A 15,447-nucleotide genomic window follows, 5' to 3' on the forward strand; every position below is an offset into this window, starting at 1 on the left:
ATGAGCCGCTGCAGGCGCTGTTCGCGGCCAGGGTGCCCGAGGCACCGTACCTGCGCACCTTCTACGGCTCGCTGTGCTGCGCACGCGAGGCCTTCGATGCGGTCGGCGGCTACGACGAGTCCTTCGAGGAGTGGGGCGGCGACGACGACGACTTCCGCGTGCGCCTGGAAATGGCGGGCCGGCAGTTGCTGGCCTGCACCGCGCTGCGGCTGCTGCACCTGTCCTTCGAGGCGCGCGACGGCGGCGAGCGCTTCGACGCGGACGTCGACTGGCAGCGCTGCACCCCTGCGGCGGTGCGCGCCAACGGGCCGCATGAGGACGGGTGGGGCCGTGATTTCTCGCGCATCGCGCGCCGCGACACGCCGCAGGCGGCGGCCGCGCCCGCCTGGCTGCAGCCGGCGCCGGTGCTCGCCATGGGCTCGCGCCGCCAGTGCGAGATCTGCGCGCGCATGCTGCACCACGAGCCGGCGCCGCACTACTTCTGCCCGCGCTGCAGCGCCGGCGCACCGCAGCGGCTGACCTCGCGGCTGCGCATCGTCTGCGTGATGCAGGTGCGTAACGAGGCGCAGTGGCTCGAAGGCTGTCTTGCGCACCTGCGCGCGCACGTCGACGGCTTCGTGGCGCTCGACGACGGATCGACCGACGCCACCGCGGACATCCTGCGGCGCGAGCCGAAGCTGCTGGAGCTGCTGTCCAACCCGCCGCGCGAGCCGCATGTCTGGAACGAGCGCGAGAACCGCCGCCGGCTGCTGGAATGCGCGCGCCGCCACGGCGCCGGCTGGGTGCTGCCCTGCGACGCCGACGAGCGCTACGAGACGCTCTTCCTCGAACATCTGGGCGCGATCGTTGATTCGCTGCCGGATGAGCGCTTGTCCTGCCTGTCGCTGGCCAACTGCGAGCTGTGGGACGCGCCCGACCGCTTCCGCGTGGACGGCGTCTGGGGCCGCAAGTCGCGCGTGTGCCTGTTCCGGCTGCCGCAGCAGATCGCCTTCGACGCCGCGCCCGCGCTGCACGGGCCCTGGTATCCCGACGTGGTCGCGCAGAGCGGCGAACTGCTGCGCAGCTACTACCGCTTCTATCACCTGGGCTCGATGCGCCGCCAGGACCGGATCGCGCGGCGCGAGCGCTACAACCGCCTCGATCCCGAGCGCCGCTTCCAGGCGATCGGCTACGACTACCTGGCCGAGGAAGGCCCGGCGCTGCGGCTGGCCGCGGTGGCGCCGGCGCGCGGCTACGACATGTCGGGCCTGCCGCCGGAGTCCGCCAGCCTGCGCGCGAAGTCGCCGCGGTAGGTGCGCGCGCCGGTGTGGCTCAGGCGCGAGCGCGTGTCGACGAGCACCCGGCCGCCGATCGACTGCCAGCGGCGGCAGAAGGCGAAGTCCTCGCTGAGGTAGCGGCCGTTGCCGGGCTCGGCCCAGACGTCGAAGAAGCGGTAGTGCGGCTGCGCGGCGGCGGCCGCGTCCTCCATGTGGTCGGGCGTGTAGCGCAGCTCGGGCATGGCCTGGGCCAGCCGGGTGAACACGCTGCGCTCGATCAGCATGAAGCCGGTGGGCGCGTCCTGCACCTCGACGAAGCCGTCCGCGTCCGCGCGGGCCGGCGCCGGCCCGGCGAAGTTGACGGGGAACTCCGCATGCCGCGCCTCGAAGTCCTCGCGCGTGCTGCCCGCGGGAAGCGGCTCGGCCAGGCCCTGGGCCGGCCAGCCATCGGTCTTCTGCGGGTACGCGCCGGCCACCACCTCGTGCCCCGACAGCAGCAGGCGCAGGGCGGCGTCGGGCTCGAAGCCGACGTCGGCGTCGATCCAGAACAGGTGCGTCCAGCGCGCGTCGGCCATGAACTCGGCCACCAGCCGGTTGCGTGCGCGCGGCACCAGGCTGTCGCCGTCCAGGAAGCGCGTCTGCATGGCGAATCCGTGCGTCCAGGCCGCGTTGACCAGGCCCAGCAGGCTGCGCACGTAGACCGAGGTGAGCGCGCCGGTGTAGCTGGGCGTGGCGACGAAGGGGCGGATGTCGCGCAGGGCGCTGAGGTCCTTCATGGGCCGCATCATGCCGCGAGCCTGCGGGCCGCCAGCAGCGCCCGCAGCTTGGCCGGCGCCACCGGCTTGGTCAGCAGCATCGCGCCGTGCTGGCGCAGGCGCTTGAGGTCCTCCGGCCCGGTGGCGCCGGAGACGATGACGGTCTGCGCCTGCGGATGCAGCCGCTGCGCCGCCGCCACCACGTCCATGCCGTCCTCGCCGCCGGCCAGTTGCAGGTCGCACAGCAGCACGTCGTAGCGCGTGCCGTCGGCTTCCAGCAGCGCCAGCGCCTCGTGTGCGGTGGCGGCGGTGTCGCAGCGGCACTCCCACTGCCGCAGCAGCGCGGCCGTGCCTTCGAGGATGGCCGGGTCGTCGTCCACCACCAGGCAGCGCAGCCCCGCCAGCCCGGCCGGAACCGGGGCGGGCGCCGGCGCCGCCGCGGCGGCCGCGCCCTCGGCGGCCGGCAGCGCGACGGAGAAGGTGCTGCCCAGACCCAGTGCCGAGCGCAGCGCGATGCGCGTCTCCAGCAGCGCGGCGATGCGCGCGCAGATCGCCAGCCCCAGGCCGAAGCCCTGGCGCCGGTCGCGTTCGGTGTTGGCCACCTGGTAGAACTCCTCGAAGATGCGCGACTGGTGGATCGGCGCGATGCCCACGCCGTTGTCGCGCACCTCGATGCGCACGCCGGCGGCGCAGGGCCGCGCCGCGACGAGCACCGTGCCGTCTAGCGGCGCATGGCGGATGGCGTTGGCCACCAGGTTGCCGACCACGCGCTGCAGCAGCGCGGCGTCGCTGCGCACGGCGCGGCCCCGGTCGCGCCACACCAGGCGCACGCGCGCCTCGGCCGCGCGCGCGGCGTGCTGCGCCGCCAGCGCGTCGAACATCGGCGCCAGCGGCACGTCGGCCAGCGTGGGCGCCAGCACCTGGGCGTCCAGGCGCGAGATCTCCAGCAGGTCGTCCAGCAGCACGCCCATGAAGGCGGCGCTCTCCTGCAGGCGCGCCAGCGCCGGGCGCTGGGCCTCGGTGGCACCGTCCAGCAGCCCGTCGATGAACAGGCCCATCGCATGCAGCGGCTGGCGCAGGTCGTGGCTGGCGGCGGCCAGGAAGCGCGCGCGCGACAGGGCGGCCTGCTCGGCCTCGGCCATGCGCATCAGCGCCACCGCCGTGGCCTCGCGCACCCGCTGCTCGCTCACCTGCTGGTGCTGCTGCAGCCGCTCGGCCAGGCGGTTGACATCGCGCGCGAGGTCGGCGAACTCGTGATGCGGCGCCTCGGCGCGGCCGGCGTGCGAGAAGCGGGGCGGCGGCGCGGCCACGTCGCAGCGGGCGTCGAACTGGCCGGCCTGCAGCGCGGCGACGGTGCGCGTCACGCGCCGCAGCGGCCGCGCGATGCTGCGCGCCATGTGGCGCACGGCGGCCCAGGCCATCAGCAGCGCCAGCACCGCCAGGCCGATGCCGGTCATCAGCGTGCGCGTGCGCTCCTGCGCATGGGCGGTGGTGTCGAGGAAGGCCTGCACCAGGCCGATGGGCGCGTCGCCCGCGGTGGTGGAGCCGGCCGGCGCGAAGGCGGCCGCGCGCGAGGCCTCGCGCAGCGTCACCGGCGCCGAGAAGGTGCGCAGCGGCGCGTCGCCCGCCGGCGCGGGGCCGGCGGCGACGAAGATGCCGGCGCTGTTGCTGATCTCGATGCGCGCCGCCTGCCCGCCGCGCAGCGCGGCGCCGACGACGTTCTGCAGCGCCGGCACGTCGCCGGCGTACAGGCTCAGGTCGGACATGGCGGCCACCTGCCGCGCGATGGCCTGGCCCTCGGCGTTGAACTGGGCCTCCAGCGTGGCCAGCCGGGCGTGGGTGAACCAGCCGGTGAGCGCCAGCGCCAGCACCGCGCAGGGCAGCACGCCCAGGCGCACCAGGTCGCCCTGCAGGCTGCCGCGCACGCGCAGCGGCGGCGGCGCCTCGGCCGTCAGCGGCATGGGGGCGCTGTTGCTGGCCGCCGTCTCGCGCAGGGCCGCGGGCACCGAAGGCGGATCGCTCATGGGCGGGCGGCGCTCATCTGGGCGCGCTCAGCCGCTGCGCCAGCTCCTGCTCGCTGGGCACGCGCAGCTTGAGCCCGCGCGCCACGGTGGCGTTCACGCGCACGCTGGCGGGCGTGGCGCCTTCGACGAGCGGCGCGGCGGACGCCTGGCCGGCCGAGGCCACCAGGCGCTCGCCCAGGCCGCGCGCCTGCCGGGCGAGCTGGGCGGGCGTGGAGACGGCCGCCGCCAGCGCGCCGGAGCGCACCATGCCCTCGCTGGTGCCGAACACCGGCAGCCCGGCGCTGGCGCCCGCGCGCAGCACGGCGAGCGTGGCGGCCTGGCTGTCGCCGATCAGGTCGGGCAGCACCATCAGCGCATCGCTGTCCTGCAGCACGGCGCGCAGGGCGGCGGCCAGCGAGCGCGCGTCGGGCGCGGCCTCCACGTTGAGCTGCCAGCCGCTGCCCGTGGCGGCGGCGGCGCGGCGCAGCTCCTCCACCATCGGGGCGGACTCGCCGGTGACCACCAGGCCCAGCCGCCGCTTGCCGGGCAGCACGGCGTCGACCAGCGCGAGCTGGTCGGCCATCGCCGGCTCGCGCAGCAGCACGCCGACGCGGCGCTGCGCCTGGCGCAGGGCGGGCAGGCTGCGCAGGTCCTCGTAGTCCAGGCGGCTGAGCATCGCGAGCAGCAGCGGCTCGCGCCCGGGCTGGGCCAGCGCGGCGCGGGCGGCCGCGGCGCCGAGGGCGATGGTCAGCCCCTCCGGCGGCAGCGCGTGCGCCGCGGGCGCGTCGCGCGTGAGGCTGCGCGTGCGCACGCCGGCCACCACGCTGTCCTCGTTGCTCTCCGGCGCAGCGGCGGGCAGGGCGCCGCCGGCGTCCAGCCGGACGATCTCGATGGCAGGGGCGGCCGCGGCCTGCCCGGCGGGCTCGCGCAGCGCGCGCACGAACTCCGCGTGCGCCGGCAGGTCGTCGGCGGTGAGCACCCGCCAGGCCAGCGCGTGGGCGAGCCCCGGCAGGCCCAGGAGCGGCAGGCTCAGCAGCAGCGCCGCGAGGACGCGCGCCACCGGGCGGCGGAGAAGCAGGACAAGGAGGCGGAGGGCCGGAGGCGTCATCGGGGCGGCGGAAAGGAGGCTGACCCGCCGGAAAGGCGGGCGCTTCCAATGTACGCAGGGGGGTGTCGCCAGGCGATAAGGCAGAGGGCTTAGAACACGCGCGCACGGCGGCGGCGGCGTGCACGATCGCACACCTGCCCCCTGCGATGGACCGCCGGCGGGATATGCCTTACGGCAGAGCCGACTCGCGCACCTTCGCCAGCTGCGCCCGGATGGCCTGGCGCAAGGCCCGCGGCGCCACCGGCTTGTAGAGCACGGCGACGCCGGCGGCCGCCACCTCGCGCAGGCGGTCGGGCTTGGTCTCGCCGGTGACCAGCAGGCGCGCGGTGGCCGCGCCGATGCCGTTCGGGTGCCGCTCCAGCGCGGCCAGCAGGTCCAGGCCGTTGTCGCCGCCCTGCAGCAGCAGGTCGCTCACCACCACGTCGGGCGGCGCGTCCCAGCGCGCGGCCAGGTCCAGCGCCTCGGCGCGGTTCTGCGCCGGCAGCACGCGCGCGCCCCAGTTCGACAGCACCACCTGCAGGCCCTCGAGGATGGTGCGCTCGTCGTCGATCACCATCACCGTCACGCCGTCCAGCCGCGCCTCGTCGTCCGAGGGCAGCACCGGCACCGACGCCGCCGGCAGGGCCTGCACCGCCTGCGGAGCCGCCAGCCGCGCCGTCACGCTCACGCAGGTGCCGCGGCCGGGGCGCGAGCGCAGGTCGACCCGCGTGTTGAGCAGCCCGGCCAGCCGCTGCACCGTGGCCAGCCCCAGGCCCATGCCGCGCCGGCCGCGCTGCGGGTCGATCTGGAAGAACTCCTCGAACACGCGCGCCTGGTGCTGCGGCGCGATGCCCACGCCGCTGTCCCACACGTCGATGCGCACCGTGCGCCCGCGCCGCCGCGCGCCCACCAGCACGCCGCCGGCGGTGGTGTGGCGCAGCGAGTTCGACACCAGGTTGGACAGGATGCGCGAGAGCATCACGTAGTCGCTGCGCACCCACAGCTCGGTCTTGCGCACCACCAGCCGCAGCTCCTGCTGCTCGGCCACCGGGCGGAAGTTGCGGCTGATCTCGTCGAACAGGCGGTCCAGCGGAAACTCCATCCACTGCGGCTGCACCACGCCGGCGTCGAGTTGCGAGAGGTTGAGCAGCTCGGAGAAGAGTCGGTCCAGCGACTCCACGCATTCGCGGATGTGGGCGATGCGCGTCAGGCGCGCCGGGTCGGTCTCGCCGCTGGCCAGGCCGTCGGAAAAGAGCGTCAGCGCATGCAGCGGCTGGCGCAGGTCGTGGCTGGCGGCGGCCAGCAGGCGCGTCTTGGCCTGGCTGGCCACTTCCAACTGCTGGTTCTTGCGCGCCAGCTCGGCGGTGGCCTCGTCCACCCGGCTGTGCAGCAGGCGGCGGCTCTCGGCCAGCGCGCGCGCCGCCTCGTTGAAGCCCGCCTGCAGGCGCCGCACCTCGGCCGTGCCGCGCACCGCGACGCTGGCCTCCTCGCCGGCGCCCAGGCGGTCCACCGCCGCGCCGAGCTGGCGGATCGGCGCGCTGATGCGCCGCGCCGCCCACAGGCCCGCCAGCACCACGCCCAGCACGCAGGCGGCCAGGATCACGGCCACGTTCAGCCACAGCGTGCGGCGCGCGCTGTCCAGCGCGTCCAGGCTCATCTCGACCATCACCTTGCCGCCCGGCTGGCCGACGTCGTCGATCACCGGCACCACCATCTGCAGGCCCGCCTCGCGCCGGCGGTCCGGCGTCTCGGCGTTGGCGACGATCTCGCCGTCCTCCGACCACACCTGCACCTGCTGCACGTGCGGCTGCTGGATGCCCGACTGCGCCAGCCGCATCAGCGCGCGGCGGTCCATCCGCGCCAGCGGGCCCTGCGCCGCCGTCGCCACCTGCAGCGCCATGCTCTGCGCGTTGGCGCGCACCAGCTCGGTGACGCCGCCGAGGTACTGCCGCGTCAGGAGAGCCGCGGTGCCCAGCACCGCCAGCAGGGCCGGCAGCACCGCCAGCAGCACGAGCTGCTGCGCCAGCGACAGGTCGGCCAGCCGCCGGCCGGCGGCGCGCGACGGCGTCCCCTCGACAGGGGACGCCGCGGGTTCGGCGGGGGAAGAAAGTGCGTCGCTCAAGCCCACCACTTCACAAAAGACGGGTCGATTGGTTTCTAATTGTGTGCCGACCCCTGCGGTGCCGGCCAGTGGCCGCATGGCCAGTGCCCGGTTTGCGATTGGCTCCCTGCCTCCGATGCGCGCGCTCCTCGCTCCTTCCTGCTGCATGCCTTCGACCGGTGCCGCCGTGGCGTGGGGCCGGCGCGCGCTGCTGATGGCGCTGGCGGCCAGCCCGCTGGCCCTGCGGGCGCAGGACGCGGCGGCGCCGGTGCGCTTCGGCATTCTGCCCCTGGGCGGCGCCTTCGAGTCGCGCAACGACTGGGAGCCGCTGCTGGCCGACCTCGCGCGTGCGCTCGGCCGGCCGGTGTCGGTGCTGTCCGTCACCTCCTATGCGGCGCTGGAGCAGGCCATCCAGCGCGGCGAGGTCGACATGGCCTTCCTCTCGGGCCGCATGGCGCTGGATGCGGTGACGCTGCACGGCATGAAGGTGGTGGCCCAGGTCACCCGCCACGACGGCCTGCCCGGCTACCGCGCGCTGCTGCTGGGCCGCCGCGGCACGCAGCCGGCCACGCTGCAGGCGGTGCTGGAGACACCCGAGCGCTGGCGCCTGGCGCGCGGCGAGGCGCGTTCCGTGTCGGGCTACATCGTGCCGCAGCTGCAGCTGTTCCTGCCCAACCGCATCGTGATGGAGACGCGCTTCCGCAGCGAACTGGTGGGCACCCACCAGGCCGCGGCGCTGGCGGTGGCCAACGGCGACGCCGACGTCGCGACCAACAACACGGCCGACTTCGAGCGCTTCAAGCTGCAGTTCCCGGCCGAGGCGGCGCGGCTGCAGGTGCTGTGGGAGTCCGACCTGATCCCGCATGCGCAGATCGTGATGCGCGGCGACTACCCGCCGGCCTTCCAGGCGCAGGTGCAGGCCTTCCTGACCGGCTATGCGCGCGCCCCCGGCCCGCGCGGCGACGCCGAGCGCGCCGTGCTCAAGGCGCTGCACGACCTGGCGGGCTTCGTCGCGGCCGACAACAGCTCGCTGCTGCCCGCCGCCAGGCTGGCCTACCAGCTCGCGCGCCAGAACGCGCTGACCGGGCAATGGGTCAACGAGGCCGCGCGCCAGGCGCGGCTGTCGCGCATCGAGGGCCAGTACGCCGAGCAGCAGGCGGCATTGCGCGGCGCGAATCCGTAAACCACCCCCAGTCTTCGCGGACTTCGTTCCGCTTCGGCCACATCCTGCGGCCCGGCCAAGCCGGTTCCGCGGATGGTCCCGCCTGGCCTGCTCCGCGGCCTCCGGCTCGAGGCGCCGCGCCGTGGAACATCTAAGCCCTTCGCCCTAGCCATCCTGCGCGGCCTAGGCCGTCCGACGGATTTGCCCGCGCCGGACACACACTGAAACTTCCGGTTCCCTGGCCCCCTTCGCGCCGCCTGCGGTGCGGGCCGCCCGCTTGCACACACCTGGATAGCCGCATGGATTCTCGATTCCGACCCCGGAGCACGCGCGGATGAGCTGGCGATCGAAAGTGGTGTGGAGCGAGGGCATGCTGCTGGCGCCCCAGCACCTGCAGCAGGCCGAGCGCCATGCGGACCACGCACGGCACGTGCTCCTGCGCGGCACCGTGCCCTGCGCCTGGGGGTTTGCCGAACTCGAACTCGACGCCGCCGCGCTGGCCCTGGGCAAGATCGCGCTGGTGCGCGCCGTCGGCGTGTTCGGCGACGGCACCGTGTTCGACATGCCGGCGGTGGACCCGCTGCCCGAACCCCTCGACATCCCCGCCGCGATGCGCGACGAGGCCGTGGTGCTGGCGCTGCCGGTGCGCCGCGCGGGTGCGCGCGAGGCCGACGCCGAGGGCTACGAGGACCTGGTGCGCCACCGCGTGACCGAGGCCGAGGTGCCCGACTCCAACACCGGCGGCGAGCGCACCGCCACCGTGCAACTCGGCGCGCTGCACACGCGCCTGCTGCGCGCCGGCGAGGCCACCGACGCCTGGACCACGCTGCCGGTGGCCCGGGTGGTCGAGCGCCGCACCGACAACCAGGTGAGCCTGCACCGCACCCACGTGCCGCCGCTGCTCGACGTGGCGGCCAGCGCGGTGGTGCGCGGCTGGGTGGAGGAACTGCTGGGCCTGCTGCGCCAGCGCGCCGAGGCCCTGGCCGGCCGCATGACGCAGGGCGGCACCGGCGGCGTGGCCGAGATCGCCGACTTCATGCTGCTGCAGACCGTCAACCGCCACGAGCCGGTGCTCGCGCACTTCTCGCATCTCGCACGCACGGCGGCGCTGCATCCGCTGCACTTCTACGAGCACGCGCTCGGCCTGGCCGGCGACCTGGGCACCTTCCGCGACGCGCGCCGCTCGGCGCGCTTCGGCCCCTACGTGCACGACGACCTGGAGGCCAGCTTCCGCCCGCTGATGGACGACCTGCGCCGCAGCCTGTCGATGGTGCTGGAGCAGTCGGCCATCCGCATCGAGCTGCACGACCGCAAGCACGGCGTGCGCGTGGCGCTCATCCCCGACGTGGAACTGCAGCGCAACGCCACCTTCGTGCTGGCGGTGCAGTCCCACATGCCGGCCGAGGCGCTGCGCGCGCGCTTCCCCACGCAGGTCAAGATCGGCCCGGTCGAGCGCATCCGCGACCTGGTCAACCTGCAGCTGCCGGGCGTGGCGCTCGCGCCGCTGCCGGTGGCGCCGCGGCAGATCCCCTTCCACGCCGGGGCCAACTACTTCGAGCTGGACACGCGCGGCAGCGAGCTGTGGCGCCAGCTCGAGCAGTCCGGCGGCATGGCGATGCACATCGCGGGCGATTTCCCCGGCCTCGACCTGGCGTTCTGGGCGATACGGTCATGAGCACTCCCGATCCCTTCGCGGCGTTCGAGTCCGAGCGCACCGTCATCAAGCCCAAGCCGCGCACGCCCGGCGGCGGCGCGCCGCCGCCCGCCATGCCCCCGGCGGCCGCCGCCGAGCCGCTGCCGGCCGAGCTGGGCGGCCTGGGCCTGCTCAACCCGCTGGTGTCGGCGGCCGGCCGGCTGCTGGTGCTGATGGGCAAGCTGCGCCACCTGGCGCAGCCGTCCAGCGTGCCGGCGCTGCGCGCCGGCGCGGCCGAGGCGGTGCAGCGCTTCGACGCGGAGGCACGCAAGGCCGGCGCCGCCAACGAGACGGTGCTGGCAGCGCGCTACATCCTGTGCACCGCGCTCGACGAGGCGGTGGCCAACACGCCCTGGGGCGTGCAGTCGGGCTGGAACAAGCAGAGCCTGCTGGTGCAGTTCCACAACGAGACCTGGGGCGGCGAGAAGGTCTTCCAGCTGCTGGCCAAGCTGGCGCAGGACGTGCCCAAGCACCGCGACCTGCTCGAACTCATCTATTGCGTGCTGGCCCTGGGCTTCGAGGGCCGCTACCGCGTGCTCGACAACGGCAAGGCGCAGCTCGACACCGTGCGCCAGCGCCTGGCCGACCTGATCCGCAAGGACCGCCCGGCGCTGGAGCCGGCGCTGTCGCCGCACTGGCGCGGGCAGGGCGGCGGCACGGCGCGGCTGCGCGACGCGGTGCCGCTGTGGGTCATCGGCTCGGTGCTGCTGCTGCTGCTGGCGCTGTCGTGGTTCGGCCTGCGCATCTGGCTGAACAACCGCTCCGACGACACCTGGTCGCAACTGGCCGGCCTGCGCATGCCGGGCGTGAAGATCGCGCCGCCCGTGGTGCCGGCCAAGGCGCCGCGGCTGGCGCGCTTCCTGGAGCCCGAGATCAAGCAGGGCCTGGTCACCGTCACCGACGAGGCCGACCGCAGCACCGTGCGCCTGCGCGGCGACGCCTTCTTCAGCTCCGGCAGCGCCGACCCGATGGCGCCGGCCATGCCGGTGCTGGTGCGCATCGGCCAGGCGCTGGCCGAGGTGCAGGGCGAGGTGCTGATCACCGGCCACTCCGACAGCCAGCCGATCCGCTCGCTGCGCTTCCCGTCCAACTGGCACCTGTCCACCGCGCGCGCCGAGGCCGTGCGCACCGCGCTGGCGCCGCTGGTCGACCCCGCGCGCATGAAGGCCGAGGGCAAGGCCGACGCCGAGCCCGTCGCGCCCAACGACACGCCGGCCAACCGCGCGCGCAACCGGCGCGTGGACATCGTGCTGATCACCGGCGCCGGCGGCGTGAAGCCCGCGGAGGCGCAGCGATGAAGAAAGTCCTCAGACTGCTGTTCCACCCCGTGCTGCTGACGGTGCTGGCGCTGGTGGCGCTGGCCGTGCTGGTGTGGTGGATCGGCCCGCTGGTGAAGGTCGGCGAGTTCGCGCCGCTGGCCAGCGAGCTGGCGCGCGCCATCGTCATCGGCGTGCTGGTGCTGATCGTGCTGCTGCGCTGGGCCATCCGCCGCTGGCGCGTGCGCAAGGCCAGCCAGCAGCTCACCGACGGGCTGATGAAGGCACCCGCCGCCGCGTCCGCGCCCGCCGCGGCGCCGGGCAGCGCCGAGCAGAAGGTGCTGGCCGACCGCTTCTCCGAGGCCGTCGCCACGCTCAAGAAGATGCGCCTGGCGGCCACCGGCAGGAAGCCCGGCTGGCGCGACTGGCTGTCGCTGTCGGGCGGCAGCTACCTGTACGACCTGCCGTGGTACGTCTTCATCGGCGCGCCGGGCTCGGGCAAGACCACGGCGCTGGTGAACTCGGGCCTGTCGTTCCCGCTGGCCGAGAAGTTCGGCCCCGGCGCCATCCGCGGCGTGGGCGGCACGCGCAACTGCGACTGGTGGTTCACCGACGAGGCGGTGCTGATCGACACCGCCGGCCGCTACACCACCCAGGACAGCCACGCGGCGGAAGACAAGGGCGCCTGGGACGGCTTCCTCGCCCTCCTGAAGAAGTCGCGCCCGCGCCGTCCGCTCAACGGCGTGTTCCTCACCGTGAGCGTGGCCGACCTGCTGAGCCAGGGCACCGAGGCGCGCAGCGCGCTGGCCGCTTCCATCCGCGCCCGCCTGCTGGAGCTGGACGAGCGCCTGACCACGCGCCTGCCGGTGTACGTGCTGGTGACCAAGAGCGACCTGCTCTACGGCTTCATGGAGTACTTCGCCGACCTGGGCAAGGAACAGCGCGCCCAGGTCTTCGGCTTCACCCTGCCGCCGGAGGAGGGCGGCCACCTGGCCGAGCACGGCCTGGCCGCGCCCTTCCAGCGCGAGTTCGCGCTGCTGCACGAGCGCGTCAACAACGGCCTGGTCGAGCGCATGCAGCAGGAGACCGACGGCCAGCGCCGCGCCGCCATCTTCGGCTTCCCGGCGCAGTTCGCCTCGGTCGGCCCGCTGCTGCAGGACCTGCTCGACCAGGTCTTCACCGGCTCGCGCTTCGCGCAGCCGCCCTGGGTGCGCGGCGTGTACTTCACCAGCGGCACGCAGGAGGGCAGCCCGATCGACCGCGTGATGGGCTCGCTGGCGCGCAGCTTCGGCATCGAGCGCGCCATCCTCGCGCCGCAGCGGGGCAGCGGCCGCAGCTACTTCCTCACCACGCTGCTCAAGGACGTGGTCTTCCCCGAGCAGCGCCTGGCCGGCGTCGACGTGAAGCTGGAGCGCCGCCGCCACGTGCTGCGCCTGGCCGGCGTCAGCGCCATGGTGCTGGCCACCGTCGGCCTGCTGGCTGCCTGGGGCTACAGCGCCTGGCGCAACACCGGCTACGTCGAGTCGGTGCAGGAGCGCGTCGGGCCGATGCGCGAGCAGCTCGCCGCGCTGCCGCCGCAGGTGCACAACCCGGTGCAGCTCGCGCCGGTGATGCAGGGCCTGCGCGACATCTGGCGCACGCCGAAGAACGGCGAGGGCGATCCGTCTCTCGCGATGACGCTGGGCCTGTACCAGGGCGACAAGCTGGACGCGGCGGCGCACACGGCCTACCAGCGCGCGCTCAACGAGGCCTTCCTGCCGCAACTGGCCAAGCGCATCGAGGACCAGCTTCGCGGCGCCGGCAAGGACAACCTGGAGTTCGCCTACGAGGCGCTCAAGAGCTACCTCATGATCCACCAGCCGGAGCACTTCGACGCCGAGGCGCTGAAGGCCTGGATCACGCTGGACTGGGCGCGCACGCTGGACCGTGGCGTCCCCGAGGACCAGCGCCGTCTGCTGGAAGACCAGCTCGACGCGCTGATCGCGCAGGGCCCGCCGCGCGTGCCGATGGCGATGGACGAGAACCTGGTGCGCAGCGTGCGCGCGCTGCTCGCCAGCTACCCGCCCGAGGCGCGCATCTTCAGCCGTCTCAAGCGCCAGCGCCTGGGCCGCGACGTGCCCGACTTCACCATCGCGCAGGCCGCGGGCCCTTCGGCGCCGCTGGTGTTCGAGCGGCCCAGCGGCAAGCCGCTAACCGAGGGCGTGCCCGGCATGTTCACCTACGACGGCTACCACAAGCGCTTCCAGAGCCAGGTGGTGGTGGTCACCGGCCTGCTGGCGGCGGAAGACCCGTGGGTGCTCGGCCAGGAGAAGGGCGCCGCCGAGCGCGCGCGCGAGGCGGCCGACCTGGGCCCGCTCACCGACCGCGTGCGGCGCCTGTACCTGCAGGAGTACGTGAAGGTGTGGGAGGCCCTGCTGGCCGACGTGCGCCTGATCCGCGCCGGCGGGCTGGAGAAGAACATCGAGATGGCGCGCATCCTCTCGGGCGTCGATTCGCCGCTGGCCAACCTGCTGCGCGCGGTGGTCAAGGAGACCACGCTCACGCCCAAGGAAGGCGACAAGTCCACCGTGAGCCGGGCGGCCGAGACGGTGCGCAACACCCGCAAGGGGCTGGAAGAACTCTTCGGCAGCAACGACCCGACACGGCTGCAGCTGCCGCCGGGCAAGAGCATCGAGAGCATCGTCGACGACCGCTTCGAGCCGCTGCGCCGGCTGGTGGTCTCGCCCGTGCCCAACGCGCCGGCGCCGCTGGACGACGCGCTCAAGCTCTTCAACGAGGTGTACGTCTACCTCACGGCGGTGGACACGGCCGTCAAGAGCCGCAGCTCGCCGCCGCCGGGCGACGTGGCCGGCAAGCTCAAGTCCGACGCGGGCCGGCTGCCCGAGCCGGTGCGCTCGATGATCGAGAACCTCAGCACCACCGGCGCCGCGCAGGCGCGCGTGGCCGAGCGCGGCAACCTGAGCCAGGACCTGCAGCCCGTCACCGAGTTCTGCCGCCGCGCCATCGCCGGGCGCTACCCCTTCGTCGAGAGCAGCAGCCGCGACGTGCTGCCCGAGGACTTCGGCCAGATGTTCGGCCCCGGCGGGATGATGGACGACTTCTTCCAGAAGCGCCTGGCGCAGCTGGTCGACACCAGCCGCCGCCCGTGGCGCTACAAGCCGGTCGCCGAGCAGGGCGCCATCTCCACCGCCGCGCTGCAGCAGTTCGAGCGGGCCGACATGATCAAGCAGGTGTTCTTCCGCGGCGGCGGGCGCGGCCCGGCGATGCGGCTGGACTTCAGGCCGGTGGAGCTGGACGCGGGCATCACCCAGTTCACGCTCGACGTGGACGGCCAGCTCGTCAAGTACGCGCACGGCCCCATCGTGCCGATGACGGTGCAGTGGCCCGGCCCGCGCAACACCAACCAGGTGCGCATCAACATCCAGCCGCCGACGGCGGGCGGCACCTCCGGCCAGGTGACCGAAGGGCCGTGGGCGCTGTTCAAGATGCTGGACCGCGGCCAGCTCCAGCCGGGCGATGCGCCGGAGAAGTTCTTCATCACCTTCCAGCTCGACGCGCGGCGCGCCCGCTTCGAAGTCACGACCAACAGCGTGCGGCATCCGCTGCGCATGCCGGAGCTGCTGCAGTTCTCGTGTCCGGAGGGTTTGTGAACATGCAGGGGCTGCCGCTGGCGCATCCGGGCGAGCTGCCGGGCTGGTTCGGCAAGCTGCCCGGCATGGGCGACTTCGCCCACCGGCGCCTGCCCGAGGCCTTCCGCGCGCGCTGGGACGCCTGGCTGCAGCACGGCATGGAAGGCATGCGCCTGCGCCACGAGGACTGGGCGCAGCACTACCTGCAGGGCCCGCTGTGGTGCTTCGTGCTGGCGCCGGGCGTGGCCGGCGACGCGCCCTGGATCGGCGTGCTGATGCCCTCGGTGGACGGCGTGGGGCGCTACTTCCCCTTCACCGTGGCCTGCGAGCTGCCGGCGCTGCCGGCCGGCGGCTGGCCGGCGGCATGCCGCTGGTGGCAGGCCGCTGTGCAGGCCGCGCTGGAGGGGCTGGAGCAGGACCTCGACGCCGCGCGCTTCGACGAGGCGCTGGCCCGCCATGCCGGTGCGGCGGACGAGGCGGTGCAGCAGGACGCGGCCGAGGCGCC

The 15,447-nt window shown here is 74.2% G+C and carries 10 protein-coding genes; 6 read left to right on the forward strand and 4 right to left on the reverse strand.

What is annotated here, in order from left to right; all coding sequences use genetic code 11:
• On the forward strand, nucleotides 1–1,292 hold a 1,292-nt coding region (locus tag ACIY1X_RS10240), incomplete at its 5' end, for a glycosyltransferase family 2 protein (RefSeq protein WP_399680279.1).
• Here ACIY1X_RS10240 and ACIY1X_RS10245 read toward each other — a convergent pair.
• The 4 genes from ACIY1X_RS10245 to ACIY1X_RS10260 all read right to left on the reverse strand — a co-directional run bounded on the left by ACIY1X_RS10245 (nucleotide 1,232) and on the right by ACIY1X_RS10260 (nucleotide 7,223).
• Nucleotides 1,232–2,032, reverse strand: a complete 801-nt coding sequence (locus tag ACIY1X_RS10245) for a hypothetical protein (RefSeq protein ID WP_399680280.1) — start codon at nucleotides 2,030–2,032, stop codon at nucleotides 1,232–1,234. The genes ACIY1X_RS10240 and ACIY1X_RS10245 overlap by 61 nt on opposite strands.
• Before the next feature lie 8 nt (nucleotides 2,033–2,040).
• Nucleotides 2,041–4,035 (reverse strand): ATP-binding protein, encoded by a 1,995-nt coding sequence (locus tag ACIY1X_RS10250; RefSeq protein WP_399680282.1) that lies wholly within the window; start codon nucleotides 4,033–4,035, stop codon nucleotides 2,041–2,043.
• Between the two features lie 13 nt (nucleotides 4,036–4,048).
• Complete coding sequence (locus ACIY1X_RS10255) at nucleotides 4,049–5,074, reverse strand: ABC transporter substrate binding protein (RefSeq protein WP_399680284.1); 1,026 nt, start codon at nucleotides 5,072–5,074, stop codon at nucleotides 4,049–4,051.
• Nucleotides 5,075–5,291: 217 nt separating this feature from the next.
• Nucleotides 5,292–7,223 carry an ATP-binding protein gene (locus ACIY1X_RS10260; protein WP_399680286.1) on the reverse strand — a complete coding sequence of 644 codons (1,932 nt, stop codon included), beginning with the start codon at nucleotides 7,221–7,223 and terminating at the stop codon, nucleotides 5,292–5,294.
• 145 nt (nucleotides 7,224–7,368) lie between these two features.
• Between ACIY1X_RS10260 and phnD the strand changes: the two genes are divergently transcribed.
• The 5 genes from phnD to tagF all read left to right on the forward strand — a co-directional run.
• A complete protein-coding gene (gene phnD / locus ACIY1X_RS10265) occupies nucleotides 7,369–8,385 on the forward strand; it encodes a phosphate/phosphite/phosphonate ABC transporter substrate-binding protein (RefSeq protein ID WP_399680288.1) in 1,017 nt (338 codons plus the stop codon).
• A 313-nt stretch (nucleotides 8,386–8,698) separates the two neighbouring features.
• A complete protein-coding gene (gene tssK / locus ACIY1X_RS10270; RefSeq protein WP_399680290.1) occupies nucleotides 8,699–10,039 on the forward strand; it encodes a type VI secretion system baseplate subunit TssK in 1,341 nt (446 codons plus the stop codon).
• Nucleotides 10,036–11,355 carry a DotU family type VI secretion system protein gene (locus ACIY1X_RS10275; protein WP_038203983.1) on the forward strand — a complete coding sequence of 440 codons (1,320 nt, stop codon included), beginning with the start codon at nucleotides 10,036–10,038 and terminating at the stop codon, nucleotides 11,353–11,355. The genes tssK and ACIY1X_RS10275 overlap by 4 nt, the downstream gene beginning before the upstream one ends.
• Nucleotides 11,352–14,963 carry a type VI secretion system membrane subunit TssM gene (gene tssM, locus ACIY1X_RS10280; protein WP_399680292.1) on the forward strand — a complete coding sequence of 1,204 codons (3,612 nt, stop codon included), beginning with the start codon at nucleotides 11,352–11,354 and terminating at the stop codon, nucleotides 14,961–14,963. The genes ACIY1X_RS10275 and tssM overlap by 4 nt, the downstream gene beginning before the upstream one ends.
• Nucleotides 14,964–14,965: 2 nt before the next feature.
• On the forward strand, nucleotides 14,966–15,447 hold a 482-nt coding region (gene tagF / locus ACIY1X_RS10285; protein ID WP_399680294.1), incomplete at its 3' end, for a type VI secretion system-associated protein TagF.

The organism is Xenophilus sp. (assembly GCF_044462705.1).
Lineage (GTDB): Bacteria > Pseudomonadota > Gammaproteobacteria > Burkholderiales > Burkholderiaceae_C > Xenophilus > Xenophilus azovorans.

Bases quoted from the DNA above. Each gene is read 5' to 3' on its own strand.
- ACIY1X_RS10275 (WP_038203983.1), top strand. From the start codon at position 10,036: ATGAGCACTCCCGATCCCTTCGCGGCGTTCGAGTCCGAGCGCACCGTC.
- ACIY1X_RS10245 (WP_399680280.1), bottom strand. From the start codon at position 2,032: ATGAAGGACCTCAGCGCCCTGCGCGACATCCGCCCCTTCGTCGCCACG.
- ACIY1X_RS10250 (WP_399680282.1), bottom strand. From the start codon at position 4,035: ATGAGCGATCCGCCTTCGGTGCCCGCGGCCCTGCGCGAGACGGCGGCC.
- tssM (WP_399680292.1), top strand. From the start codon at position 11,352: ATGAAGAAAGTCCTCAGACTGCTGTTCCACCCCGTGCTGCTGACGGTG.
- phnD (WP_399680288.1), top strand. From the start codon at position 7,369: ATGCCTTCGACCGGTGCCGCCGTGGCGTGGGGCCGGCGCGCGCTGCTG.
- tssK (WP_399680290.1), top strand. From the start codon at position 8,699: ATGAGCTGGCGATCGAAAGTGGTGTGGAGCGAGGGCATGCTGCTGGCG.